Annotated in this window: 16 protein-coding genes; 3 read left to right on the top strand and 13 right to left on the bottom strand. The window is 69.0% G+C overall.

Going from position 1 to position 26764, the window contains the following annotated elements; genetic code table 11:
• Nucleotides 1-9 precede the first annotated feature (9 nt).
• The 11 genes from J2W23_RS19645 to J2W23_RS19595 all read right to left on the bottom strand — a co-directional run bounded on the left by J2W23_RS19645 (nt 10) and on the right by J2W23_RS19595 (nt 20223).
• Nucleotides 10-5163 (bottom strand): malto-oligosyltrehalose synthase, encoded by a 5154-nt coding sequence (locus J2W23_RS19645; RefSeq protein WP_307649924.1) that lies wholly within the window; start codon nt 5161-5163, stop codon nt 10-12.
• The gene (gene treZ, locus J2W23_RS19640) at nt 5153-6991 is read right to left on the bottom strand and encodes a malto-oligosyltrehalose trehalohydrolase (protein WP_307649923.1); all 1839 of its coding nucleotides are present in this window, start codon (nt 6989-6991) and stop codon (nt 5153-5155) included. The genes J2W23_RS19645 and treZ overlap by 11 nt, the downstream gene beginning before the upstream one ends.
• Nucleotides 6988-9150: a glycogen debranching protein GlgX gene (gene glgX / locus J2W23_RS19635; RefSeq protein ID WP_176657418.1), complete on the bottom strand. Its 2163-nt coding sequence runs from the start codon at nt 9148-9150 to the stop codon at nt 6988-6990. Before glgX ends, treZ begins: the two co-directional genes overlap by 4 nt.
• A gap of 74 nt (nt 9151-9224) precedes the next feature.
• The gene (locus J2W23_RS19630; RefSeq protein WP_307649922.1) at nt 9225-9971 is read right to left on the bottom strand and encodes a mechanosensitive ion channel family protein; all 747 of its coding nucleotides are present in this window, start codon (nt 9969-9971) and stop codon (nt 9225-9227) included.
• Nucleotides 9972-10038: 67 nt separating this feature from the next.
• Nucleotides 10039-13350, bottom strand: coding sequence for a maltose alpha-D-glucosyltransferase (gene treS, locus J2W23_RS19625; RefSeq protein ID WP_307649921.1), 3312 nt, complete (start codon nt 13348-13350; stop codon nt 10039-10041).
• A gap of 31 nt (nt 13351-13381) precedes the next feature.
• Complete coding sequence (locus J2W23_RS19620; RefSeq protein WP_307649920.1) at nt 13382-15445, bottom strand: alpha-1,4-glucan--maltose-1-phosphate maltosyltransferase; 2064 nt, start codon at nt 15443-15445, stop codon at nt 13382-13384.
• Nucleotides 15445-17349 carry a 1,4-alpha-glucan branching protein GlgB gene (gene glgB / locus J2W23_RS19615; RefSeq protein WP_307649919.1) on the bottom strand — a complete coding sequence of 635 codons (1905 nt, stop codon included), beginning with the start codon at nt 17347-17349 and terminating at the stop codon, nt 15445-15447. Before glgB ends, J2W23_RS19620 begins: the two co-directional genes overlap by 1 nt.
• A 171-nt stretch (nt 17350-17520) precedes the next feature.
• On the bottom strand, nt 17521-17850 hold the full coding sequence (locus J2W23_RS19610; RefSeq protein ID WP_307649918.1) for a hypothetical protein: 330 nt from the start codon (nt 17848-17850) through the stop codon (nt 17521-17523).
• Nucleotides 17851-17996: 146 nt separating this feature from the next.
• Nucleotides 17997-18773, bottom strand: a complete 777-nt coding sequence (locus tag J2W23_RS19605; protein ID WP_307649917.1) for an alpha/beta hydrolase family protein — start codon at nt 18771-18773, stop codon at nt 17997-17999.
• Nucleotides 18757-19929: a DUF3182 family protein gene (locus J2W23_RS19600; protein ID WP_307649916.1), complete on the bottom strand. Its 1173-nt coding sequence runs from the start codon at nt 19927-19929 to the stop codon at nt 18757-18759. The genes J2W23_RS19605 and J2W23_RS19600 overlap by 17 nt, the downstream gene beginning before the upstream one ends.
• Before the next feature lie 33 nt (nt 19930-19962).
• Nucleotides 19963-20223: a hypothetical protein gene (locus J2W23_RS19595; RefSeq protein WP_307649915.1), complete on the bottom strand. Its 261-nt coding sequence runs from the start codon at nt 20221-20223 to the stop codon at nt 19963-19965.
• Between the two features lie 243 nt (nt 20224-20466).
• On the opposite strand from J2W23_RS19595, the gene J2W23_RS19590 reads away from it, so the two are divergent.
• The 3 genes from J2W23_RS19590 to J2W23_RS19580 all read left to right on the top strand — a co-directional run bounded on the left by J2W23_RS19590 (nt 20467) and on the right by J2W23_RS19580 (nt 22879).
• On the top strand, nt 20467-20697 hold the full coding sequence (locus J2W23_RS19590; protein WP_176657409.1) for a hypothetical protein: 231 nt from the start codon (nt 20467-20469) through the stop codon (nt 20695-20697).
• Nucleotides 20698-20927: 230 nt separating this feature from the next.
• A complete protein-coding gene (locus J2W23_RS19585) occupies nt 20928-21560 on the top strand; it encodes a response regulator (RefSeq protein ID WP_013541409.1) in 633 nt (210 codons plus the stop codon).
• Nucleotides 21561-21598: 38 nt separating this feature from the next.
• The gene (locus tag J2W23_RS19580; protein ID WP_307649914.1) at nt 21599-22879 is read left to right on the top strand and encodes a phospholipase D-like domain-containing protein; all 1281 of its coding nucleotides are present in this window, start codon (nt 21599-21601) and stop codon (nt 22877-22879) included.
• A 48-nt stretch (nt 22880-22927) separates the two neighbouring features.
• Here J2W23_RS19580 and J2W23_RS19575 read toward each other — a convergent pair whose 3' ends face one another.
• Together J2W23_RS19575 and J2W23_RS19570 are read right to left on the bottom strand one after the other, a co-directional pair.
• Nucleotides 22928-23908 (bottom strand): ferritin-like domain-containing protein, encoded by a 981-nt coding sequence (locus J2W23_RS19575; protein ID WP_307649913.1) that lies wholly within the window; start codon nt 23906-23908, stop codon nt 22928-22930.
• A gap of 120 nt (nt 23909-24028) precedes the next feature.
• Entirely contained in the window at nt 24029-26641 is a 2613-nt protein-coding gene (locus J2W23_RS19570) for an excinuclease ABC subunit UvrA (protein ID WP_307649912.1), read from the bottom strand.
• Between the last annotated feature and the right edge of the window lie 123 nt (nt 26642-26764).

Here is a 26764-nt window from a genome sequence, read left to right as displayed (position 1 = left end):
GCTGATTGATCAGGACGGGTTTTCGATCACCAGCGCCGCCCACGGCATGTGGCGGAAGGCGTCCGCCAGCCGCACCGTGCCCGCAGCCGCACCTGCACCCGCATCGACCGGAATGGATTCGCCGGTCAGCAGGTTGCCGAGCGCCGCCACGCCGAGCCCTTCGGGCAGGCGCACCGTCGTGCCGTTCCATGCCGCGGCTGGCGGAAGCGTCGGCGCTGCCGCGGCGTCCGCTGAAAGGCCGACGAACAACCGGCCCGCGAGGATCACCAGCGTCTGCCCTTGGTGCCGGCGCGCGAACGCCACGACATGCCGCGCCCCCGGCCCCTCGACCGCCAGCGGCTCGTAGCCGCCCTCGCGGAACAGCAGCGGATGCCGCCCCCTGAGCGACAGCAGCCGCCAGATGAACCAGAGCTTCGCGCGCCCATCGTGCGGCGCAGCAGCCATGCCGCCGACCCGTGCGGCGAGCTCGTCCTGGTCGGCCATCGAATACAGCCCATCGAGCTGCTGCTGCCGCAGCCCATAGTCCACCGGCCGCCGGTTGTCCGGATCGACCAGGCTCAGTTCGATGAGCTCGCTCCCCTGGTAGAGATCGGGCACGCCGGGCGAGCCGTATTTCAGCAGCGTGAGCGTGAGGCTGTTCCAGGCGCCGAACCAGGCGAGCCGGTCCGCGAGCCGCTGGATGTCGGCGAGACAGCCGCCCTCCTTCGGATCGGCCAGCAGCTCGCGCACGAAGCCCTCGAGCGCGGCCTCGTAGTCGGCATCGGGGTGCGACCAGCGCGAGCGCAGCTTGGCTTCGCGCGCGGCCTTCTGCATGTATTGCCAGATGCGGTCGGCGAAGGCCGGCGCGGTGGCGGCGTCGAGCCCGCCCAGCGGCAAGGCGCCCAGCAGCGTCTGGTACAGCAGGTATTCGTCGGCGCGCGACGGCGCCTCGCCTGTCGCGAGCTTCTTGCGCGCGCTGCGGCACAGGCCGTGCCATCGGGTCAGTGCCTGCATCCATTCGTCGGGCATCTCCGAGAGCACGTCGATGCGGTTGCGCACGTCTTCGGAGCGTTTGTTGTCGTGCGTCGAGGTCGCGAGCATGGTGTGCGGCCAGCGCTTCGCGCGGTCGGCGCTGAGCGCGTGGAAGGTCGCCACGTCGATGCCGAAAAGATCGGGCTCGCCGCCCACCTCGTTGAGCGAACTCAGCGGAAAGTAGCGGTAGAACGCCGTGTCTTCCACGCCCTTCGCCGCCACCGGCGCACTGAACTGCTGGAAGCGCACCGCGAAGCGCCGCACCCGCTCGCCGAGCGCGGCCGGTGCCGAGGCGACGGCCTCGCCGCGCAGCGCGCTGCGCACGAAGTCGAAGACGCTGCGGTCGGCATCGCCACTCTGGCGCGCGGCCTCGTTCACGGCCTCGTCGATGAAGCGTTCGTCCTGCGCCGAAAGCCCATCGACGATGTAGGTCCGGTACACCGGCATGCACGCACCGACCTCGGCCAACGCGCGGCGCAGCGCATTGAGCGTGTAGTCGCGCGTGCTGCGGTCGGCCCGCGCGATGCGCAGCAGCTCGGTGGAGAGCACGTTCAGCTCCGAGGAGAGCGCGTTGCGCATCACCTCGCGCCGCCCGGCCCGCGACATCGTGGCGAAGTCTTCCGCCTCGCCGGTGAAGCGCTGCCATGCATGCAGCACGGCCGCCTCGGCGGCGGTGTCGACCAGCACGCCGTTCGCCACATTGGCGAAGCGGTAGCCGGTGGTGCCGTGCACATGCCAGCTCTCGGGCACTTCCTCGTGCGCGCCCGCGATCTTCTCGGCGACCACGTACAGCGGCCGTGCGGGCCGGCCCTTTGCATCGTGCGTGGGCAGCACCAGGCCGGCGCGCCGCGCGTAGCCCTCCTGCAGCTTGCGGAAATAGTCCGCCGGGTCGTAGAGCCCGTCGGGGTGGTCGATGCGCAAGCCGTCCACCACGCCCGACGCCGCGAGGTCCAGCGCGAACGACTGCGTGGCCTCGAACACCTCCTCGCGCTCCATGCGCACCGCCGCGAGGTCGTTGATGTCGAAGAAGCGCCGGTAGTTGATCTCGTCCGCCGCCACCCGCCAATGCGCGAGCCGGTAGGCCTGCAGCTCGATCAGCCGGTGCAGCGCATCGCGGGCCTCGGGCAGGGCGAGGTTCAGCGCCGCCACCGAGGCCACGAGCGCCTTTGCGACCGCCGGATGGCGCCCGGCGAGCCGCGCGAGCCGGGCCTTGAGCAGTTCCTTGTCGCGCACGCGTTCGGCCTGCGCCTTCGGATCGCTCGTGTCCCGTGGCGGCAGGTGCCCGAATGCCGTCGAAAGGCTGGCGAGCCGCGCCGCAGACTCTGCATCGCCAAGCCGCGAGAGCGCCTGCTCCAGCACCACCGGATAGCTCTCCGGCGCGAGCGGAAAGCGGTGGTCGTAGTAGCCGATGGCGAAGCTGCCGGTGGCGTCCTCGAAGCGCAGCACCAGCTCGCCGTTGTCCAGCGCTTCGCCGTAGTGCACGCCCAGCACCGGCAGCAGCACCTTGCCGGTCAGCTCGACGTTCAGCGGCTGCCAGTCGATGTCGAAGTGCTGCGCGAAGAGCGAGGCAGGCCCGTTCTCCAGCACGTCCATCCACCAGGCGTTGTCGGCGCCGAACACGCCCATGTGGTTGGGCACCATGTCCAGCAGCTGGCCGAGGCCGTTGGCCTTCAGCGCCGCGACGAAGCGCGCAAAGCCCTCCTCGCCGCCGAGTTCGGGGTTGACCTCGGCATGCGCCACCACGTCGTAGCCGTGCATGCTGCCCGGCCGCGCCCGCTGGATCGGCGAGCAGTACACATGGCTCACGCCGAGCTTCGCGAGGTAGGGCAGCACGCGGATCGCATCGTCGAAGCCGAAGTCCTTGTGGAACTGCAGCCGGTAGGTGGCGCGCGGCACGCGGGTCTGCAGGCCCGGCGATTCGCCTTCGCCGGCATGGGTGCGGCGCGGCCGTGCCGCGCGCAGGGCGCCGGCCAACGCTCGCATGCGATGGCCGTCCGCCAATGCGGCGACCGGCTCGGGGAGCTTGCGCCGCCAGTTCGGATGCTGGTCCACCGTGCCGGGCATGTTGGCCTGCGCCACGGCGCCGGCCACGTCCTCCAGCTGCACCATCATCAGTGCCGAGGGCGTCGCGGCCAGGAAGGCATGCGCCGCTTCAACGAGGCGCGCAGACGGCATCGCAAGCCCTGCCGCCTGTGCGGCCTCCTCGCGCGAGAGCAGTCCGGCGTGTTGCAGGGCCTGCATCAGTTCGATGCGCTCCCGTGCCCGGTCCATCAACTGCTTGTCGAAGACGGCGGGGTCCGGGAACAGGTCGAGCGCCAGCCGCTCGCGCAGGTCGGCGGCGGTCCACCAGCCGGCGAAGGTGGCGAGGTCGTGCGTGCTGATCGCGACCAGCGCTGCTGCCGGATAGGCCTCGGGCGGCTTGAAACCGCCTTCGTGGCGCTTCTCGAAATACAGCAGCCGGTAGGAGAGCACGTCGGCCCGGGCCAGCGCCTCGCGCACGGCGTCCTCGACGGTGCCGAGGTCTTCGCCCACGACCATGCAGCGGTGGCGATGGCTCTCGATCGCGACGATGGCCAGCATCTCCTCGAGCGGGTAATACACATACGCGCCCTCGCGCGCGCTGCGGCCTTGCGGAATCCAGAAGAGCCGCATCAACCCCATCGCGTGGTCGATGCGCAGCGCGCCTGCGCCGCGCATGCTTGCGCGCAGCGTCTCGATGAAGAAACGGTAGCCGTCGGCACGCAGGCGATCGGGCCGCAGCGGCGGCAGGCCCCAGCCCTGGCCGGCGGGGTTGAACTCGTCGGGCGGCGCGCCGACGCTGGCGCCGTCCGCGAACACCCGCTGCGCGCCCCAGGTGTCGGAGCCGGCACGGTCCACCGACACCGCGAGGTCCACATACAGGCCGACGCCCATGCCCAGCGCTTCGCAGCGCGCCGCCACCCGCGCCAGTTGCCGGGTCGCGAGCCATTGCAGGTACTGATGAAACTGCACGCGCTGTGCATGCGCCACGGCGAAGGCGGTCACCTCGGCGGAATCGGGGTCGCGGAAGGCGGGCGGCCAGTCGTGCCAGTCCCAGGCGCCGCCTTCGGTCGCGAGGAAGTGCGCCTGCAGCGTTTCGAACAGCGCGTGCTGTCGCAGCGCCTCGCCGCGCTGCGCGACGAAGGCCAGGAACGCCCGGCCCTCCTCGCTGGGCGCGCCCTCCGCGGGCAGGTGCCGCGCGCAGAAGTCGCCGAAGAGCAAGGCCAGCACCTCGAACTTGGCCTGGGCCACGCCGCCGTAGTCGACCAGCGGCGTCGCGCGCAGTGCCGCGAGCCGGGCCTGGAAGTCGGGCGAATGCACCCGGTCGCGGGCCGGCGTGCAGTCCGCGAAGCCGTCGACCGCTTCGACGTCGATGTAGAGCACATTGAGCTGCTGGCGCGACGACGGGCTGTACGGGCTCGCGTTCGAAGGCGTGCTCGCGAACAGCGCATGCAGCGGATTGAGGCCGATGACATCGGCGCCCTGCGCCGCCATGCGCACCGCGAGGTCTTCCAGATCGCCGAAATCGCCGATGCCCCAGTTGCGCGGCGAGCGCAGGCTGTAGAGCTGCACGGCCGCGCCCCAGACGCGCCCGCCCTCGCGCACCGCGGGTGGCCGGTAGCAGTGGCCTGGTGTGGCGAGCAGCAGCGTTTCGCCGCGCAGGCCCTCGATGCGCAGCCGGTGGTAGCCGGCTTCGAGCGCGAGCGGCACCTGCAGCACGCGTTCGCACAGCAGGGTTCCGCCGATTTCGCAGCGGCCGCTTTCATGGAGCGTGTCGGCATCGATCTCGCCTTCGACCTCCCGCCCGTGCGCGTCGCCGATCCGCCAGCGCAGTCGGCCCATCGACGCCGGCACCCGCAGCGTCACTGCCCCCGCGGGGCGGCCGGCCTGCACTACCTGCACAGGCGGCAGCGCCTCGGCCCAGCGCGCACGGCGTGCCGCATCGAGTGCGGGGCCTGCGTCGGCCGCGCTTTCGAGCTTCACGCCGAACTCGGCGAGCAAGGCGACGAGGTTCGGTGCGGAGACTTCGCACCGCACGCCGAAAGCGTCGAAATAGCCTGTCGCAATGCCGAAGTGTTCGCACAACCGCCCGAGATCGCCGCCGACCGGGCCGTGGTTTGCCTCATCCACCATGCACCGCCTCCAGCGTCACAAGCACCGCGCCGCGCGCAAGTTGCCGTGCGCCCTCGTGGCCGCCGACACCGTCGCTGTGGATCGCTTCGCCGGGCGGCATCTCCATGTCCTCTGCCGGCTGCGCGCCGAAGTGAGCCAGCATATGCAGCCGCAGCGGCGGCGCGCCGTCGGCCGCGGGCCCGAGGTCCCATTGCACGCGCAGCGTGTCGTTCTCGCAGCGGAAAGTGCCAGCGCCGGCCATGCCCGCAAGGTGCGGCACGATGCGCTCGTGGCGCAGGGCCAGCAGTTGCTGCACCTCGCAGAGCCGCGAGAAATGTGGGCGCGTGCCGCGCTCGCGCCAGCGCAGCTTCGAGGCGAGGAAGGTCGCCTCGGCGTTCGGGTCGGGAATGCGCGCGCGGGCCGCTTCGTCCTTGAAGGCCGCGAAGCCGCCGAACTCCGAGCGCCGGCCTTCGGACACCGCGGCCGCAAGGTCCGGGCCGAAGTCGCAGAAGTACTGGAACGGCGTGGAGGCCGCGAACTCGTCGCCCATGAACAGCATCGGCACATGCGGCGACAGCAGCAGGCAGGCCATGGCCGCGCGCACCAGCACCGGATCGCCCAGCGCATGGATGCGCTCGCCGAAGGCGCGGTTGCCGACCTGGTCGTGCGTCTGCAGGAACGACACGAAGGCCTGCGACGGCAAACTGGTGCTCGGTTCGCCGCGCAGCTCGCCCTGGCGGAACGCCGAGGGCTGCCCCTGGTAGATGAAGCCCTCGGCCAGCGCGAGCGCGAAGCGCCGCACCGGGTCGTCGGCGTAGTCCGCGTAGTAGCCGTCGCGCTCGCCGGTGGCCAGCACGTGCACCGCATGGTGCAGGTCGTCGTTCCATTGCGCGGTGCCGGCCACGGGCTGGCCGCGGGCATTGCGCATCAGCATCGAGGCCTGGTTGGTGTCGTTCTCCAGCACCAGGTGCACATGGCGCTCGCGCGCCGGGCCCGCGTCGATGGCCTCGCGGATCTCGCGCACGATGTGCGGCCGTGTTTCGTCGCGGATGGCGTGGATCGCGTCCATGCGCAGGCCGTCGAAGCGGAACTCCTCGATCCAGTAGAGCGCGTTGTGCACGAAGAAGTCGCGCACCGTGCGGGAATCCGGTCCATCGAAGTTGATCGCCGCGCCCCACGGCGTCTGCTTTCCGGCGTTGAAGAACTCGGGGCAATAGGCGTGCAGGTAGTTGCCTTCCGGCCCGAAGTGGTTGTAGACCACGTCGAGCAGCACCATCAATCCGAGCGCGTGCGCCGTGTCGACCAGCGCCTTCAGCTCGTCCGGCGTGCCGTAGGAGGCGTCGGGCGCGAACTGCAGCACGCCGTCGTAGCCCCAGTTGCGCCGGCCCGGGAAATCCGCGAGCGGCATGAGCTCGATGGCGGTGATGCCAAGCTCGGCGAGCGCCGCCAGCCGCTCGCGCGCGGCGTTGAAGGTGCCTTCGTCGGTGAAGGTGCCGATGTGCATCTCGTACACCACCGCCTCTTCCCACGGCCGGCCGCGCCAGCCGTCGTCGGTCCATGCGAATTGTTCAGGGTCCGTCACCACGCTCGGGCCGTGCACGTCGTCGGGGTTGAAGCGCGAGGCCGGGTCGGGCACGCGGGTGCCGTCGGCAAGGCGGTAGCTGTAGCGGTCGCCGGGCTTCGCGTCAGGCACCGTCAGGCGATGCCAGCCGCCGTCGCGCGTCATCGGATGAGACGCGGATCGGTGTTCGAGCACGATGGTTTCCGCTGACGGGGCCCAGAGCGCGAAGTCCACGCCGTCGGCCCGCACCGTGGCGCCGAACGGCATGCGATGCGAACGGGCGCTCATGGCCGCACATCCGGCCGGCTCATCACGACGAGCGAGCGGCATTGCAGCGGATAGGCCGGCTCGGCCCACGCCGGTGCGAGCGAGGCCGCATCCTCGGTCGTGGGGGGGGGCGAATTGCTCGCGGTGTCCACCAGGAGCCGCCACGAACCATGCGGCGCCGCGGGCAGCGTGAAGGCGATCTCGTCGTGGTGCGCGTTCATCAGCACCAGGAAGTCGTCGTCGTGCTGCGCTTCGCCGCGCGGCCCGCGGTCGGCGATGCCGCCGCCGGGGATGTACATCGCGATGCAGCGGGCGTTGGTGTCGCTCCAGTCCTCGGGCCGCATCTCCTGGCCGTCGGGCTTGAGCCAGTGGACGTCGGTCACGGTCTCGCCTTCGGCCGGCTTGCCCGCGAAGAAGGTACGCCGCCGGAACGACGGGTGCGCGCGGCGCAGCGCCACCACGCGCTCGACGAAAGTCGCCAGCGCCAGGCGCTCGGGCGTGGGCGACCAGTCGAGCCAGCCGAGTTCGTTGTCCTGGCAGTAGACGTTGTTGTTGCCCTGCTGCGTGTGGCCGCGTTCGTCGCCCGCCAGCAGCATCGGCACGCCCTGCGAGAGCAGCAGCGTGGCGAGCAGGTTGCGCTTCTGGCGTTCGCGCAGCGTCACCACCTCGGGGTCGTCGGTCGGCCCCTCGACGCCGCAGTTCCACGACACGTTGTGGCTGTTGCCGTCGCGGTTGTCCTCGCCGTTGGCCTCGTTGTGCTTGTCGTTGTAGGAGACCAGGTCGTGCAGCGTAAAGCCGTCGTGCGCGGTGATGAAGTTGATGCTGGCCGTGGGCCGCTTGCCCGACCAGCCGTACAGGTCTTCCGAGCCGGTGACGCGCTTGGCCACCTCGCCGATGAGCCCGCCGTCGCCCTTCCAGAAGCCGCGCAGGCCATCGCGGTACTGGTCGTTCCACTCGGCCCAGCCCAGCGGGAAGTTGCCCACCTGGTAGCCGCCGTGGCCCAGGTCCCAGGGTTCGGCGATGAGCTTCACGCGGTTGAGCGTCGGGTCCTGCCGGATCGCATCGAAGAAGCCGCCCAGGTTCTCGACCTTGCCCGATTCGCGCGCGAGCGCCGAGGCCAGGTCGAAGCGGAAGCCATCGACGTGCATCTCCTCGGCCCAGTAGCGCAGCGAGTCCATCACCAGCTGCAGCGCATGCGGGTGCTCCAGGTTCACCGTGTTGCCGCAGCCGGTGAAGTCGTCGTAGTAGCGGCGGTTGTCGGCATTCACGATGTAGTACGAGGCGTTGTCCACCCCGCGCATCGAGAGCGTCGGCCCGAGCTGGTTGCCCTCGCAGGTGTGGTTGTAGACCACGTCCAGGATCACCTCGATGCCCGCGGAGTGCAGCGTCTTGACCATGGTCTTGAACTCCTTCACCTTGCCCGAGGCGCTGTAGCGCATTTCGGGGGCGAAGTAGCCGAAGGTGTTGTAGCCCCAGTAGTTCTGCAGGCCCTTCTCGGCCAGGTGACGGTCGTTCAGGAAGCTGTGCACAGGCAGGAGCTCGATGGTGGTCACGCCCAGGCGCTTGAGGTAGTCGACCACCGGCGCGCAGCCGAGCGCCGCGTAGGTGCCGCGCAGCTCGGGCGGCACGTCGGGGTGCGTCATGGTGAAGCCGCGCACGTGCATCTCGTAGATCACCATGTCCTGCCATGGCACCGAGGGGCGGCGGTCGTCGCCCCAGGTGAAGGCGGTCTCCAGCACACGGCCCTTGGGCATGAGCGGTGCGCTGTCGCGGCGGTCGAACGAGAGGTCTTCGCGCTTGCTGCCGACCGTGTAGCCGTAGAGCGCATCGCCCCAGCGCAGGTCGCCCACCAGGTCTTTCGCGTAGGGGTCGAGCAGGAGCTTGTGGGGGTTGAAGCGGTGGCCCTCCTCGGGCTTGTAGGGGCCGTGCACGCGGTAGCCGTAGGCCTGGCCGGGGCGCGCCTCGGGCAGGTAGCAGTGCCACACGCCATCGGTGCGCTCGCGCAGCGGAATGCGCTGCAGCTCGTGGCGGCCGCGTTCGTCGAACAGGCACAGCTCGACGCGGGTCGCGTGCTGCGAGAACAGCGCGAAGTTCACGCCCTCCCCGTCCCAGGTGGCGCCGCGTGGATAAGGCCGGCCGGGCCAGATGGCGGTGATCGTCGGATTGGTTTTTCGTGTCATTCAGGTTGCCGGTGTTCCAGTCGCTCGTGCAGTCGTTCGGTCTGCCATGGGTTCAGTGTTCGCTCGTCATGGGGTCAGCGCGGCGGCCTGTCGTTCTCGAACCGCGTGGGAGTGCCGACGGGCGTTACCCCGGGCGTCGGCGTCTTGCTGTCCTTGACCTGCCTGGGCCACCAGCGCTCGATCTGCGCCTTCGCCCAGTCCTTGCCGGCGAGCCCGAATGCGAGGGCCAACGCAAAAACCACGCCCGCCAGGATCACGAGGAAGCTTTCGCGCACGATGTCGCCTCCCACCTTGATCTGGTCGAGTGCGATGAGGATCACGAAGGCCATCACCGCGTACTGCGCGACCTTGCCGAAGAGCACCGCGTCCTGCACCTTCACGCCGCGGAAATAGCTGCTCACCGCCTCGCCCACGAAGCGCGCGAAGTACGAGCCGAAGGCCAGCACCAGCAGCGCCACGAACACGTTCGGCACGAACCAGACGATGCGCCCCAGCAGGTCGGCGATGTAGCTCAGCCCCATGCCGTTGAAGGCGATGAGCAGCGAGGCGAGGATCACCAGCCAGTAGGTGAGGATGCCGAACACGCTGCTCGTGTCGCCCGCCAGCCCCCCCTGCCGCAGGAAGTTGTCGAGGCCCGCGCGCTCGGTGAGCACGTTGAAGTTGATGGCGCGCAGCGCCTTGGTCACCGCGAAGCGCGCCGCCTTGGCGACGAGCCAGCCGACGACCACCACCACCAGCCCGATCAAGAGGCGCGGAATGAACGCGCCGACCTGGTAGAGGATGGCGCGCAGCGGCTCCAGGTGAATGCCGAAATTTTCCATGTGTGTTCTTCCTCGATATCGTGTGGTGTGTGGGGCGTGCGGTCGTGCGGTCTCGCCGTCGGATGGGTCAGCCGCGGGCCGGCTGGATCAGCGCGAGCACGCCGTGCAGCGGGACCTGCGCCCAGTCGGTGCGGTTGTTGAGCTCGTAGCGCAGCTCGTACAGGGCCTTGTCCAGCTCGAACAGCGCGAGCAGTTCGGTGTCCACCGCTGCGCCGTAGCCGGTCAGGAAGGCGGCGCGCGTGGCCTGCTCCCAGGCAATGGCCGGTGCGGCAAGGCGCTCGGCCTCCTCCGGGCTCTGTGCCACCCGGCGCAGTGCCGACCAGCGCGCGTAGTTGAACGAGCGCAGCATGCCCGCCACGTCGCGCAGCGGCGAGCCCTTGGTGCGGCGCTCGTCGAAGGTGCGCGCGGGCTCGCCCTCGAAGTCGATGATGACGAAGTCGTTGTCCTTCACCAGCACCTGGCCCAGGTGGTAGTCGCCGTGGTAGCGGGTCTTGACGCCCACGCCCTCCATCGGACGGCGCGAAGCGATGCCGGCCTGCAACGCATCGGTCGCGTCGAGCAGCGTGCGCGCGTCGGCCTGCGCGGCGCCGGGCAACAGGTCGATGCGTTCGCGCAGCAGCGCGAGCGTGGCGGTGGCGTCCTCGGCCGCATGCGCCTTGAAGCCTGCGTGGTCGGCGGGCGCGAGCGGCTCGGGGTCGAAGCCCGCGGCGCCGGTGCGCGTGGCGAGCGCGCGGTGCAGCTCGGCCGTGCGCCGGCCCAGCGTGGCCATGAGCGCGAGGAAGCCGCCGTGCACGTCGGCCACCTCCGTCGGCTCGGGCGCGCTGCCGTCGGTGGTGGCCGCATCGCGCAGGAACCGTTCGAGGTACCCCAGCGTGTAGTCCCAGCCGTCGCCCTGGTTGGCCATGTAGCTCTGCACCATCGCCAGCGTCATCGTGCGGCCGTCGTGGCTCATGTACTCCAGCGCCCCGAGCACCGGCACGCAGTGCGGGTAGCGCGCCACCTCGGTGAGGAAGCGGCCCATCTCCAGCTCGGGGTTGATGCCCTCGCGCACATGGCGGTAGCCCTTGAGGAACAGCGTTTCGTTCAGCGTGACCACCGTGTTGCTGCTCACGCCGCTCGGGCGGCCGACCAGCAGCGCGTCGATGTCGATCGCCATCTGTGCAAAGGCCGCGGTCGGCTTGAACACCAGCTTGCCGTTGGCCGTGGGCAACTCTGCGCCGTTGCCGATGGCGCGCACCAGTTCGCGGCAGAAGGCCTCGTCGTAGAAGGCATCGCCCATCAGGCCGACCTGCGCCTGCTGGCGGATGCGGGCGATGGCGGCCTGCGCCACGCCGGCCATGCGCTCTTCGTCCCGCTCTTCCCAGGCCAGGGCGAGCGGCATGAAGTAAGTGGCGCCACCGGGCGGGCCGTCCAGGTCGAGCAGTGGCAGCAGCCAGCTCTGCCCGTTGGCCTCCCACACGGCGTGGTCGACCACCCGCGCGCGGCGGATGGCCGTGCCCTTGGAGGCATACCAGCGCTGAATCTCGATGTGGCGCGGCAGCGTCTCCAGCTCGAACTGGGTGCGCATGCGCTCGGACATGCCGATGCGCCAGGGCATCACGCGCTCGCGGAAGAAGCTGGTCCAGCCATCGAACAGCACCAGTGTGGGCCACTCCTGCAGCGCCACGCCCTGCTCGTGCCAGCTGGGCGCATCGGCCTCGGCCGTGAGCTTGAACCAGTAGAAGCCGTACGAGGCCAGCGTGAGCAGATAAGGCAGCTCGCCGATGGGCGGGAACGGCGCGCGGCCCAGCATCTCGATGGGCACGAAGCCCTTGAACTCCGAAAGATCCAGCTCCACCGGCTGCGCGGCGCGCGAGAGGTTGAACACGGTGAGGATCACGTCGCCGTCGTACTCGCTCAGGTACGCGAGGATCTTGCGGTTGCCCGGCTTCAGGAAGCGCCGCTTGCCGCGGCCGAAGGCATGGCTGGTCTTGCGCACTGCGAGCATGCGCTTGGTCCAGTTCAGGAGCGAGCTGCTGTCGCGCGCCTGCGTCTCCACGTTGAGCGCCTCGTAGCCGAACATCGGGTCCATGATCGGCTGCAGGTACAGGCGCTGCGGGTCGGCGCGCGAGAAGCCGGCGTTGCGGTCGGGGCTCCATTGCATCGGGGTGCGCACGCCGTTGCGGTCGCCCACGAACACGTTGTCGCCCATGCCGATCTCGTCGCCGTAATAGATGATCGGCGAGCCCGGCATCGAGAGCAGCATGCCGTTCATGAGCTTCACGCGGTCCAGGTCGTTTTCCATCAGCGGCGCCAGGCGCCGGCGGATGCCCAGGTTGATGCGCGCGCGCATGTCGGCCGCGTACATGGTGTACATGTAGTCGCGCTCCTTGCTGGTCACCATCTCGAGCGTGAGCTCGTCGTGGTTGCGCAGGAAGATCGCCCACTGGCAGCCTTCGGGAATGTCGGGCGTCTGCGCCATGATCTCCACGATCGGGTGACGGTCTTCCTGCGCGATGGCCATGTACATGCGCGGCATCAGCGGGAAGTGATACGCCATGTGGCACTCGTCGCCATCGCCGAAGTACTCGCGCACGTCCTCCGGCCACATGTTGGCCTCGGCCAGCAGGAAGCGGTTCTTGTACTGCGCGTCGATGGCCGCGCGCAGCTGCTTGATGACCGCATGCGTCTCGGGCAGGTTCTCGTTGCTGGTGCCGTCGCGCTCCACCAGGTAGGGAATGGCGTCCAGGCGGAAGCCGTCCACGCCCATGTCGAGCCAGAACCTCATCGTCTTCAGGATGGCTTCCATCACCGCCGGGTTGTCGAAGTTCAGGTCCGGCTGGTGGCTGAAGAAGCGGTGCCAGAAGTACTGCTTGGCGACCGGGTCCCAGGTCCAGTTCGAGGTTTCGGTGTCGGTGAAGATGATCCGCGTGCCCTGGTAGATCTGGTCGGTATCGCTCCACACGTAGAAGTTGCGCTCGGGCGAACCGGGCGGCGCCAGCCGCGCGGCCTTGAACCAGGGGTGCTCGCTCGAGGTGTGGTTGATGACCAGCTCGGTGATCACGCGCAGGCCCCGCTTGTGCGCCTCGGCCAGCATCTCGCGGAAGTCGTCGAGACTCCCGTACTGCGGATGCACGTCCTCGTACTCGGAGATGTCGTAGCCGTCGTCCCGCAGCGGCGACGGATAGAACGGCATCAGCCAGATGGTGTTGACGCCCAGCTCCTTCACATAGTCGAGCTTGGCGGTCACGCCCTTGAAGTCGCCCATGCCGTCGTTGTTGGAGTCGAAGAAGGCCTTGACGTTGAGCTGGTAGATCACCGCGTCGCGGTACCACAGCGGATCGTCGCTGTTGTCGATCTCGACGGTTTCAAGCGCGATGTGGGAGACGGGTGCGTTCATGGGCAACAGGCCTTCTTTTCTTGTTTCTTCGTCACAGGAAGTAGTCGAAGTCGCGCTCGTCGCCATGACGGCGACGCACCACGAAGACGTGTGCGGGCACGGTGTGCGGGTCGAGCCTGACGTAGTGCCAGTCGCCCTGCCAAGTGAAGCGCTGGCCGCTCAGCAGGTCGTGCATCTGGAACGGCTGCCCGTCCTTCACCCCCACGCTCGCGGGCTCCAGGCCGACCCAGCCCCACTGGGCGTTGTGCGGATCGAGGTTGACCACGGTGACCACCACGTTGTCTCCGTCCGGCGATGCCTTGGCGTAGGCGAGCAGCTGGTCGTTGTCCACGTGCAGGAAGCGCAGGCCCCGGTCCTGCTGCAGCGCTGGGTTCTCGCGGCGGATGCGGTTCACCCGCGCGATGAAGGGCGCAAGGCTGGCCGGGTCGTCGTGGTTCCAGTGGCGCAGCTGGTACTTCTCGGAATCCAGGTATTCCTCGCTGCCCGGGCCGCGCGGCAAGTGCTCGCGCAGTTCGTAGGCCGGCCCGTAGATGCCGTAGTTGGCTGCGAGGGTGGCGGCCAGCACAAGGCGCGACATGTACACCGCGGGCTCGCCGGTCTGCAGCTGCTCATGCAGGATGTCCGGTGTGTTGGGCCAGGCGTTGGGGCGGAAGTAGTCGATGCCCGGTTCTGTCGAGAGCTCGGTGAAGTAGTCCTGCAGCTCCTCTTTCGTATTGCGCCAGGTGAAGTAGGTGTAGCTCTGCGAGAAGCCCAGCTTCGCGAGCCGGTGCATCACCTTCGGCCGGGTGAACGCCTCGGCCAGGAAGATCGTGTCGGGGTGCTCGCGCTTCACCTCGCCGATGACCCACTCCCAGAACGGGAAGGCCTTGGTGTGCGGGTTGTCCACGCGGAAGATGCGCACGCCCTCGCCGATCCAGTGGTCGAACACGCTCTTGAGTTCGGCCCAGAGGCCGCGCCAGTCCTCGCACTCGAAGTTGAAGGGGTAGATGTCCTGGTACTTCTTGGGCGGGTTCTCCGCGTACTGCACCGTGCCGTCGGGGCGCCAGCGGAACCAGTCGGGATGCGCCTTCACGTAGGGGTGGTCGGGGGCGCACTGGAAGGCGATGTCCAGCGCGATCTCCAGCCCGTGCTCGGCCGCGCGCGCGAGCAGCTGCCGAAAGTCCTCTTCGGTGCCGAGCGCCGGCAATATCGACTTGTGCCCGCCCTCGGCCGCACCGATGGCCCAGGGGCTGCCCACATCGTCGGGCCCGGCTTCGAGCGCATTGTTCGGGCCCTTGCGCTGCATGCGGCCGACCGGATGGATCGGTGGAAAGTACAGCACGTCGAAACCCATCGCGGCAATGGCGGACAGGCGCGCCTCCACGTCCCTGAAGGTGCCGTGCACGCCGGGCTCGGCACCGGCCGAACGCGGAAAAAGTTCGTACCAGGTGCTGAAGCGCGCGCGTTCGCGGTCCGCGATCAGCGGCAGCTCGACCGGATGGCGCACCGCATGCCGGCGATCGGGATGGCGGCGCACCAGCCCGGCGTATTCGTCATCGAGCGCCAGCGCCTTCAGCGATGTCATGTCGGCGCCCGGGTTGGCCGCCGTGGCGTCGAGCTCGGTGGCCCAGCGCTGCAACTCGGCGCGGTCGCTGCCTTCGGCGCGGGCGGCCGCGGCGGCGATTTCGAGCGCACCGACCTGCGCGGCGATGCGCACGTCCTGCGGATCGACGCGGCGCGTCATCTCGTGGCGCCACGACTCGAACGGATCGACCCACGCGACCACGGTGTAGACGTAGCGGCCCACCGACGGCGGGGAGAACGCGGCCTCCCACACGTCGTTGACCAGCGGCTTCATCGGCACTTCGCGGAATTCCTTGTGGTCGTGCGCGCGCCAGCACAGCTGCACGCGCAGCACGTCGTGGCCGTCGGTGAAGCAATGCGCGCGCACCGTCACGCGCTCGCCCGCCACGCACTTGACCGCGAAGCGTCCGTTGTCCACGCAGGGCAGCACCGCGTCGATGACCGCGCGCGAGGCGCCATGGTCGAAACCGATGCCGACGGCATCGTGGGCGCCCGCGACGGCGGGCGGCTTGGTCGAGAAAATGTTCTTCATCAGGGCCGGTGCTCCAGGATCAGCGTGGACAAGGGCGGCAAGGTGATGCACACCGATTGCCTGTGTCCGTGGGAACGCACGGGCGCCGCCTCGACGCCCCCGAAATTGCCCCAGCCCGAGCCGCCGAACTCCGCGGCGTCGGTATTGATCACCTCGCGCCACTGGCCGTCCAGCGGCACGCCGAGCAGGTAGTTGGTGCGCGGCACCGGGGTCATGTTGCTCACCACGAGCAGGGGCGGGCTGCCGTCGCCTGCCTTCCGCAGGAACGCGAAGACGCTCAGCGCTTCGTCGTTGGCGGCGACCCATTCGAAGCCCGACGACGAGAAGTCGAGCTGGTGCAGCGCGGGTGCCGCGCGGTACACGCGGTTGAGCTGCGCCACCAGCCGCTGCAGGCCGCCGTGTCCTTCCTGCTCGCACACCCACCATTCGAGCTCGCCGTCGTGCGTCCACTCGCGGCGCTGGCCGAACTCGTCGCCCATGAAGAGCAGCTTCTTGCCCGGGTGCGCCCACATGAAGCCGTAGAGCGCGCGCAGGTTGGCAAACTGCTGCCAGGCGTCGCCGGGCATCTTGTTGATGAGCGAACCCTTGCCGTGCACCACCTCGTCGTGCGAGAGCGGCAGCACGAAGTTCTCGTGGAAGGCATACACCAGCGAGAAGGTCAGCTTGTGGTGGTGGTACTTGCGGTTGACCGGGTCCTCTTTCATGTAGGCCAGCGTGTCGTGCATCCAGCCCATGTTCCATTTCTCGCCGAAGCCCAGGCCATCCATGTCGGTGGGGCGCGAGACGCGCGGCCAGGCGGTCGACTCCTCGGCCACGGTGACGGTGTCGGGGTGCTCGCGATAGACGGCGCGGTTCAGCGTCTGCAGGAAGTCGATGGCCTCCAGGTTCTCGCGCCCGCCGTGGCGGTTGGGAATCCATTCGCCGGGGTTGCGCGCGTAGTCGAGGTAGAGCATCGAGGCGACCGCGTCCACCCGCAGGCCGTCGAGGTGATACAGGTCGAGCCAGAACAGGCCCGACGACACCAGGAAGCTGCGCACCTCGGCCCGGCCGTAGTTGAAGATGCTCGAATTCCACTCGGGGTGGAAGCCCTGGCGCGGATCGGCGTGCTCGTAGAGGTGCGTGCCGTCGAAGTAGCCCAGGCCGTGCTCGTCGGTCGGAAAGTGCGAGGGCACCCAGTCCAGCAGCACGCCGATGCCCTGCTGGTGCAGGTGATCGACCATGTACATGAAGTCCTGCGGCGAGCCGAAGCGCGCGGTGGGCGCGAAGTAGCCGGTGGTCTGGTAGCCCCACGAGCCGTAGAACGGATGCTCGGTGACCGGCATGAGCTCCACGTGCGTGAAGCCCATCTTCGTCACATAGGCGGCCAGCTGGTGCGCCAGTTCGCGGTAGCCGAGGAACTGGCCGTCCTTGCGGCGCCACGACCCCAGGTGCACCTCGTAGACCGACTGCGGCGCATCGAGCGCGTTGCGCGGCCCGCGGTTGGCCATCCAGTCCGCATCGCCCCATTCGTACGAGAGCTCGCAGATGCGCGAGGCGGTGGCGGGCGGCGGCTCGGCGCTGAAGGCGACCGGGTCGGCCTTGTCGACGGTGTAGCCGCCATGGCGCGAACGGATGCGGTATTTGTAAGCCTGCCCGATGGCGGCGTGAGGCGCATGCCCGCGCCAGATGCCCGTGCCGTCGGGGCTGGGCTGCAGCGGGTCGGCGTCGCCGGACCAGTAGTTCCAGTCGCCCACCACGGAGACGGATTCGGCGTTCGGCGCCCACACCGCGAAGTGGGCCCCGCCCTCTTCCCGCGGATGGCAGCCCAACAAGTCATACAGGCGGGCGTGGGTCCCCTCCTGAAAAAGATAAGCGTCTCGCTCGCCCTGGAGTGAATGGTTCAACGGCACCGGCGTTCCTTGCATTGAATGGCCCGCGGAACGGTTGTTCAAGGAACGACGCTGGCCTCCGCATGGCTGCCACCAATTTGCAAGACCGAATGGCCCCCCGGCTACGGCCTCTGCCCCCTCGCCGTGTCGGAGAGTTGCCCGTACCGCGCCGTGCGCGGATTCGAATGAAACGGCTTCCCGAAAACCTCAGGCGGCGATCGCGTCTTCCTCGCGCGTTGCATGCATTGCCGCAGCAGCAGCCGGTGCGCTCCGCAGTGCCGCGAAGTCGCCGAGCGTGAGCGTGATGACGGACTGCCGCGCGTTCGCCCGGTAGCGCGCGACGGTGGCAAGCTCGATCGCGTGGAAGTTGCGCTTGCAGACATCCAGAAGCCGCTGCCCGACCTCGCGCGTGCCGAATCCGTCGTGCAAGGTGTTTTCCGAAACCTGCGCTACGACGCGGGCGCCTTGCGGGCCGTCAGGGTAGACGGCCAGGCGCACCGATGCGGTATCGAAACAGTAAATCCCCTCGAAATCCATGGCCGTGTCTCCTGTGTTCGGGGCGGTGCGGGCGGTGCTCCGCGGCAAGGATTGAAGGCGCGTCGGTTCATGGCTTGCGATGGAATTCGGCGCATGTTCGTGCAGGACGTGTCCTACAGGATTGCCTGCGCGGCCACCTGCACCGCTCACGCCGGACTCTTCGGCACCGGCTTCATGATCGTCGCCGTGGCCTTGGCACCGAGCGTCATCTCGGTGATCCACGACACCAGCAGCGCGCCGTAGGCCTGCCGCGATTCCTGCTTCGACAGCGCGTGGTCGGCGCCCGACAGCACGCGGTAGGTGACCGAGCGCACGCGCTTGAATGCGGCCAGGTAGTTCTCGACCACCGGGTGCGGCACGGTCTGGTCGTCTTCCGACTCCACGATCAGCACGTCACCCGCGAAAGCGGCGCAGGCCGCGAGCGCGCGGTTGTCCTCGGGCCCGACCAGCGAACGCCGGTAGGCCACGAGGTCGGAGCGGCTCAGCTTGCCCTTGGGCGTGTCCCACTCGCGGTCGCGGTAGAGCGCCGGTGCGCGCAGCGCCAGCCAGCGCACCGGCCGCATGGCGCTCACCAACGCCGCGAGGTAGCCGCCGTAGCTGCTGCCGACGATGGCGATGGCGCCGGGGTCCACCGTCGGGTGGCCGACCAATGCGTCGTAGGCGGCGAGCACGTCGCGCAGGTTGTCCTCGCGCGTGACCTCCATCCGCTGCGCGGCGTGGCGGGCGTGGCCGCGCAGGTCGAAGGTGAGGCACACGCAGCCAAGCGCGGCGATCTCCTGCGCCCGCGTCATGTACTGCTCCTGGCTGCCGTCCCACCCGTGCACCAGCAGCACGCCGGGCACCGTCGTCGAGGCAGCGAAGAGCGTGCCTTCGATGTGTTGGCCGTCCACGGCGATATCGATGGCGCTATGGCGAGTCGGCATGGAGATTCAACAGGGTGTATTTGGCGAGCGGCCCGACCTGCGGATCGACGCCCTGGTAAGACACGATGGCGTGCGCGGGCACCGCGGCCGGGCCGTACACCTCGAAGGTCGACGCGCGAACGTGCGCGCGCGCGGGGTCCGCATGGAACGATTCGAGCGCCGCGATCTCGGCGCCCGTGGCGCCGCCCACCCGCCACGACTGCTCCAGCACGCCCGATCGCCACGCGCCGCCTTGCCCGGCGCCCTGGGCCACGTCGTAGTTCGTGCGCGAGGCGAAGAAACCGGGGTAGCAATCGGTCACGGCGCGGTGGTAGCGCCGGGCCTGGTCGATCGCGTGGCGAAGCGGCGGCGCGAGGCCGGTGGCGGCGAGCAGCGCTTCGAAGTCGCCGCGCACGAGCGTGAGGTCGGAGCCGCCGTAGACCTCTTCGCCCGTGTTGTCGCGCACCAGGCGCTGCCGGCCGTAGTAGCTCACGACCATGCGCGCCACGACCACCTGCCCGACGCTGAAGGTGACGGGGCGTTCCAGGTTCTCCTCGAGCACGACGCCGTGGCTGGCGATGTCGGCCTCGTCCATGGCATCGATGCAGCGGTCCAGCGCATCGGCGCTGTGCGCCACGATCTGGCCACGGCCGCCGGTCGCGGTCACCGGCTTGATGCGCACCACGCCCGCGCCGAGCAGCGTGCGCCCTGCCCTGCGCGCCTCCGCGCGCGAGAAGCATGAGAACCCGGCCAGCACCGAACCGGCAATGTTGGCGGCAAAGCGCGGGTTCCACCCCGCCGGTTGCGGCGCACCGGCGCCGGTCAAGGGATGGGTGATGGCCTTGGTGGCGATGAACGGGTGCGGCACCACGCCACCGAACAGGTCGTGCACGCCGGCGATGCCCATGGCTTGCCCGAGGCCGGCGTCGGTCACGGTGTTGCTGGGCACGAAGTACGGCGCCGTTGCATAGGGCTGCCGCTCGTCGTAGTCGCCGGCATAGGTGCAGCCCGTGAGCACGGCGAGCCGCCGCGCAAAGTCGCTGCGGGTGGCGTGCTCATGCGCGCTGCAGTACGCCGCCGGATCGAGGCTCCACGTCACGAGGCTGCGCGGCCCGGGCAGCGGCTGCGTGGCGAAAGGCGCCGTTGCCGCGGGCCGGGGGCGGAGGGCCGTTTTCATGGTGGCTGCGGGAGTCGGTGGTTGCCGTACCGGTCAACGCTTCTGGTCCTTGTCCTTGTCCTTGTCCTTGTCCTTGTCCTTGTCCTTGTCCTTGTCCTTGTCCACCGACGGCAGCTTCACCTTGGTGACGGTGACGGACACCGGATCGCTGGCGGGGAAAGACTCCTCGACCCCGCTGTCCAACGCCTCCTCGCTGGCGGGCTGCTCGGTGGGTTTTCCGTGGTCGGCCGGCTTGCCATGGTTCTCCGACGTGGGAAAGGGAAATGGCTTCTGCTCTTTCGGTTCCTTGGTCATGGTGCGCTCCTGGCAATGTGGGCGCCTCCCCGAAAGAGGAAGGCGCCCGGCCATGGTGGTGTCCGGCTCGGGATGCGCGCGGTCGGAAGTGGCTGCGCCTCCGCGTGGGAACAGTCCCGCGCGGCGCACTTGCGAAGCGAAGCGGCGACGGGCGGCATCTTTTGATCTTGAAGACATTGCCTTCGCCCCTCGCGCGGTGCCGTCCCACGCGCACGCCGGACGGCCGCTGCAACCATCGGCGCCATGTCATCCAACCCCACCCAGATCAGTGCGCGCATCGTCGCGCCCGTCGAGTTCCGTGCCGGTGACGGCCCGCTGCTGGAGATTCGCGAAGGCGAGTGCCAGGTCATCGTGGAAGGCGACAGCGCCGTGCTGACCTGGACCGACGACGGCCAGCCGCTCACGGCCGCCATTCCGAAGATCGAGTTCGACCGGTTCATCGAGTCGGGCGCCATCGTCCTCGGTGTGAGTTAGGGACGCGGCGCTTCACGCCGAAGCCGGGCGCGGCGGGAGCTGCGCTGCAGGCGCGGTGCCACGAATCGCCGCAAGGCCGCGTCTTCGTGGCGGACAGCGCGGCGTTCCCGTGCAGGACAAGCGCTCGACCTGCATGCGCCCGCGTGAAACGCCGCACGGTTGTGGCATCGTTTCCCTCGCCGCGACATACGCGGCAATTTTCATGTTCACGCGGAAGGAGCAGCCCCATCATGATCAAGATCGGCATCGTCGACGACCACGCGGTCGTTCGTTCAGGCCTCAAGGCTTTCTTCTCTACCTTCGTGGATTTCCGGGTGGTCGGCGAGGCCGCCACCGGCCGCGAGGCGATCGACATGGTCCGCACCACCGACATGGACGTGCTGGTGATGGACCTTTCCATGCCCGGCCAAAGCGGCATCGATGCGCTCGCCATGGTGCGCGCCAAGGCACCGCAACTGGGCGTGCTCATCCTGAGCGGCTACCCGGAGGAGCACTACGCGGTCAACCTGATCCGCCAGGGCGCATCGGGCTACCTCAACAAGGAATGCGAGCCCGAGGAAATCGCCAACGCGATCCGCACCGTCGCGCTGGGGCGCCGCTACATCTCGGCTTCGGTGGCCGAACTGCTGGCCGGCCAGCTGGAGCGCAAGGACAGCGAGCCGCCGCACAAGCACCTCTCGGAGCGCGAATTCCAGGTGTTCCTGAAGCTCGCCAAGGGCGAATCGGTGGGCAGCATCGGCGAGGCGCTGTCGCTTTCGGTCAAGACGATCAGCACCTACCGCACGCGCCTCATGGAGAAGATGAACCTCTCCACGAACAGCGACCTCACCTACTACGCCATCAAGACGCAACTGATCGATTGAGCACGCGGCGCTTGCGGACCACATGGGCGTGACGTGACGTGAGGCACCGCAGGACGCTCAAGACCGTCGCCTGGACATTCCTGCTGACCGTGGCAGCCACGCTGTTGGTGGTCAACCTGGGCGGCAGCGAGAAGAAGCTGGACGAGCAGATCCGCCGCGACTATTCGCTGCACGACGCGCAGTACCAGCGCGTGCTGGGCGTGATGCTCGGCCCGCCCATCACCGGCGGCAACCGCTTCGAAGCGCTCTACAACGGCGACCGCATCTTTCCGCCGATGCTCGAGGCCATCCGTGGCGCGAAAGAGAGCGTCACCTTCGAGACCTACATCTACTGGTCGGGCGACATCGGCCGGGCGTTTGCCGATGCGCTGTCGGAGCGGGCGCGGGCCGGCGTGCCGGTGCATGTGCTGCTCGACTGGGTGGGCAGCGCCAAGGTGGACGACGACTTCATCCAGGAAATGGAATCGGCCGGCGTGCAGATTCGCCGCTTCCACAAGCCGAGCTGGTATGACATCGGCCGCATGAACAACCGCACGCACCGAAAGCTCCTGGTGGTGGACGGCCGCGTCGGCTTCACCGGCGGCGTGGGCATCGCGCCCGAATGGACCGGCCATGCGCAGGACGCGCAGCACTGGCGCGACTCGCACTACAAGGTCGAAGGGCCGGTGGTGGCGCAGATGCAGGCGGTGTTCATGGACAACTGGATCAAGGTGGCGGGCGATGTGCTGCACGGCGAGCGCTACTTTCCGCCCCTGCCTGCCGTGGGCGAGGGCCGCGCCCAGGTGTTCAGCAGCTCGCCTTCGGGCGGCAGCGAGAGCATGCACCTGATGTACCTGCTGTCGATTGCCGCGGCCACGAAGACCATCGACCTGTCGAGCGCGTACTTCGTGCCCGATGACCTGACCGTGGGCGCGCTGGTGGCCGCCATGCGGCGCGGCGTGCGGCTGCGCATCATCACGCCGGGTCCGATCATCGATTCGAAGACGGTGCGCGCCGCATCGCGCGCCAGCTGGGGCCCCTTGCTCGAGGCCGGCGCGGAGATCAGCGAATACCAGCCGACGATGTTCCATTGCAAGGTGTTCATGGTCGATGGGCTCCTGGTGTCGGTGGGCTCCACCAACTTCGACAACCGCTCGTTCCGGCTGAACGACGAAGCCAACCTCAACATTTACGACGCGGCGTTCGCGGCCGTCGAAACCGTGCAGTTCGAGGCCGATCTGGCGCAGTCCAGGCGCATCACGTTCGAGGACTGGAAGAACCGCCCCTTGCACGAAAAGGCGATGGAGCACCTGGCTTCGGTCCTGTCGGTCCAACTCTGAAAGAAAACGCGGCCCGAAGGCCGCGTTTGTTGTGGGTTCCGATGCGGATCAGCTGCGCGCCTTGGCTGCGCGTGCCGCGTTGCGCAGGTCGCGAATCTGGTCGTGGTTGCGCTGCGCGCCCTGGGCCTGCGCCTGCAGGATCTGGCGCACACCCGCGGGCAGCGCGCGCTTGAGCGCCTTGCGGTAGCGGGCCACGGCCGCGTCTTCGCCGCGCTCGCATTCCTCCAGGATCGACAGCTCGCTGTTCGCGCCCACGGCGCCCTTCACATGGACCCAGCCACGGTGCATGGCGCCGGAGGCGGTGCCGCCTTCCGCAGGCTTGCCGCCATAGGTGATGACCAGTTCCACCAACTGGCTCGCCGCCGCCTGGCACTGCGCGGCGCGCGAGGCAAAAACCTCCTTCAACCGGCCGGCTTCCACCTCTTCGGCGCAGGTGCGAAAGCCGTACTCGCCGTCGCGGGTGTTTTCCAGAAGGTCGTTCAGCACGTCGACCACTTCTTCGTTCGACAGCGGGTCGCCTTCGGGAATGGCCGTGTCTTCCTCGCGGAAATACAGGCGGTCGGCACGCTCCCATGCGGCATGCGAAGCCGGACGGGCGCGCTCCCAGTCGAGCGACGAGGCACCGCGCCGCGTTTCCCATTCGCGGGCGAGCGAGGGCTCGACCGAGGCGAATTCGTCGACCGTGGCATTGCGGCTGGACCAGCCCAGCTCGTAGGCGGGACCGTAGTCGTCGTAGGTGCGGCCGGTCTCGTAATAGGGCTCGCGGTCGTAGGCGTTTTCCCAGTAGCTGCGCTCGGCGGTCGGGTTCACGCGCTCGGCCACGGCCTTGCCGCCGAGCCCGCCGACCACCGCGCCGACGACGAGGCCCGCCGCGGCGCCCAGCGGTCCGCCGGCCGCCCCGACTGCTGCGCCCGCCACGGCACCGCCCGTGGCGCCGACGCCGGTGCCGACGGGATGCGCGCCGGGTGCGCCCGAGATGGGATCGCGGTTGAGATCGTCAGGATGCAGGGATGTGCGGTCTTTTGCCATGGTGGCTCCTTGGAGATGAGGTTGAAGTTGAACGAACAGACTTCATCCTGGAGGCCCCGGCGGCCCCGGCCGTGGGGCTTCGGCGCGGCTGCTTGTAGGCGCAGTCGGGCCTGGCGCGGGTCAGTTGCCCGGCGCTGTCCAGCGCGCCAGGTACGGCGCCGTGCGGCTCCCCGCGGCGTTCGCCACCTCGCGCGGCGTTCCGCTCGCCACGATGCGCCCGCCCTCCTCGCCCGCGCCCGGCCCCATGTCGATCACCCAGTCGCAGGCGGAGACCAGCCGCATTTCGTGCTCCACGACGATGACGGTGTTGCCGGCATCGACCAGCCCGCCCAGCTGCGCCATCAGCTTGTCCACGTCGGACGGATGCAGGCCGGTGGTCGGCTCGTCCAGCACGTACAGCGCATCGCCGCGCTGCGAGCGCTGCAACTCGGTGGCCAGCTTGATGCGCTGTGCCTCCCCGCCCGACAGTTCGGTGGCCGGCTGCCCCAACCGCAGGTACCCCAGACCGATGGCCGCCAGCAGCCGCAGCGGCCGCTCGATGGCGCCGTCGTCCGCGAAGAAGGCATGCGCCTCTTCCACCGTCATGGCCAGCACGTCGGCGATGGTGCGGTCGCGCAGCCTCACCTTCAGCGTCTCTTCGTTGAAGCGCGATCCGTGGCAGGTGGGACACGGCGCATACACGCTGGGCAAGAAGAGCAGCTCGACGCTGACGAAGCCTTCGCCCTCGCAGGTCGGGCACCGGCCCTTGGCCACGTTGAACGAGAACCTGCCGGCATCGAAGCGGCGCGCGCGGGCCGCCTTGGTGTCGGCGAAGAGCTTGCGCACATGGTCGAAAAGGCCCGTGTAGGTGGCCAGGTTGGAGCGCGGGGTGCGGCCGATGGGCTTCTGGTCCACGCGCACCAGCCGGCGGATGCGGTCCATGCCGCCGACGATGCGGCCGCCGGCGCGGCCCGCGAGGCTCGGCTCCGCATCGGGCTCGTCCTCCGGCGGCGGCGCCTCGTGGCCCAGGCGTGCGGCCACCAACTCGACCAGGGCCTGGCTCACCAGGCTGGACTTGCCCGAACCCGAGACACCGGTGACCGCAGTCATCACCCCGAGCGGAAATGCCACCGACAGGTCCTGCAGGTTGTTGCGCGTGACGTCCTCCAGCTTCAGCCATGCGGCAGGGGCCCGCACGGGCCTCGGCGATGCCGTGTGCGGCGCGAACAGATAGCGCGCGGTGTGCGACGCCTTCACATGGCGCAGCCCCTCGGGCGGGCCGCTGTAGAGGACGAGGCCGCCCTTCTCGCCGGCATCTGGCCCCACGTCCACCAGCCAGTCGGCGCGCCGCATCAGGTCGAGGTCGTGCTCCACCACGAAGAGCGAATTACCCGAGTGCTTGAGCGTGTCGAGCGCCACCACCAGCGCCTCGCCGTCTGCGGGATGCAGCCCCGCCGAAGGCTCGTCGAGCACGTAGACGACGCCGAAGAGGTTCGAGCGGATCTGCGTCGCGAGCCGCAGGCGCTGGAGTTCGCCCGGCGACAGCGTGGGCGTGCTGCGGTCGAGCGAGAGATAGCCCAGGCCCAGGTCGTTCAGCACCGTGACGCGCTCCAGCAGGTCGTGCGCGATGCGCTGCGCGGCGATGCGCTTCTCGGCCGATTGATTGGGCGTGCGGCGCACGTCGGGCGCCGCGGCGTGCGCGCCGCCTTTTTCGCGCAGGGCGCCGCGCGTACTGCCGCCGCCGGGCGATGCCGGCGCCTCTCCCGCCGCCACCGGCCGCAGCACCTGCGCGAACTGCGCGAGAGGCATGCGCGAGATTTCACCGATGTCGTGCCCCGCGAAGCGCACCGACAAGGCCTCGGGCTTGAGCCGCTTGCCCTTGCACGACGGACAGTCGCCACCCACCATGAAACGCGCGACGCGGTTCTTCATCAGCGCGCTCTGCGTGGTCGCGAAGGTGTGCAGCACGTACTTGCGCGCACCCATGAAGGTGCCCTGGTAGCTCGGCTCCATCTTGCTGCGCAGCGCCGCGCGCGTCTCGGCGGGCGTGAAGCCGGCGTACACGGGCACCGTGGGCTGCTCCTCGGTGAAGAGGATCCAGTCGCGCGTCTTTCTGGGCAGGTCGCGCCAGGGCTTGTCGACGTCGATGCCCATCGTGACGAGGATGTCGCGCAGGTTCTGGCCGTGCCAGGCGGGCGGCCACGAGGCGATGGCGCGTTCGCGGATGCTCAGGGTGTCGTCCGGCACCATGGAGCGCTCGGTCACCTCGAAGATGCGGCCGAGGCCGTGGCAGGTCGGACACGCGCCCTGGGGCGTGTTGGGCGAGAAGTCTTCCGCATAGAGCATCGGCTGGCGCGGCGGATAGTCGCCGGCCCGCGAATAAAGCATGCGCAGCAGGCTCGACAGCGTGGTGACGCTGCCCACCGAGGAACGCGTGCCCGGCGTTCCGCGCTGCTGCTGCAGGGCGACGGCGGGCGGCAGGCCGTCGATGGCGTCGACCGCGGGCACGCCGACCTGGTCGATGAGCCGGCGCGCATACGGCGCGACCGATTCGAAATAGCGCCGCTGCGCCTCGGCATAGAGCGTGCCGAAGGCCAGCGACGACTTGCCAGAGCCCGAGATGCCGCTGAACACCACCAGCGCATCGCGCGGGATGTCGACATCGACGTTGCGCAGGTTGTGTTCGCGTGCGCCGCGGACGCGCACGAAGTGGTCGGTGTCGCGAGCGGCGGTGCGGGTGGATTTGCTCGCCATGGTTGTTCTTTCTGTTTTCTGCGCGTCTTCTGGCTTGAGGACGCCGGGAGCTTGGAGGGTAAGGCCAGTCCGCCCTGTGAGAACCGGACGCCCCCGCACGTCGGACTCGCGCGCGCGGCATCT

The organism is Variovorax boronicumulans, assembly GCF_030812215.1.
Taxonomy (GTDB): Bacteria; Pseudomonadota; Gammaproteobacteria; order Burkholderiales; family Burkholderiaceae_C; genus Variovorax; species Variovorax boronicumulans_C.
This window is presented reverse-complemented; position numbering and strand designations above follow the sequence as displayed.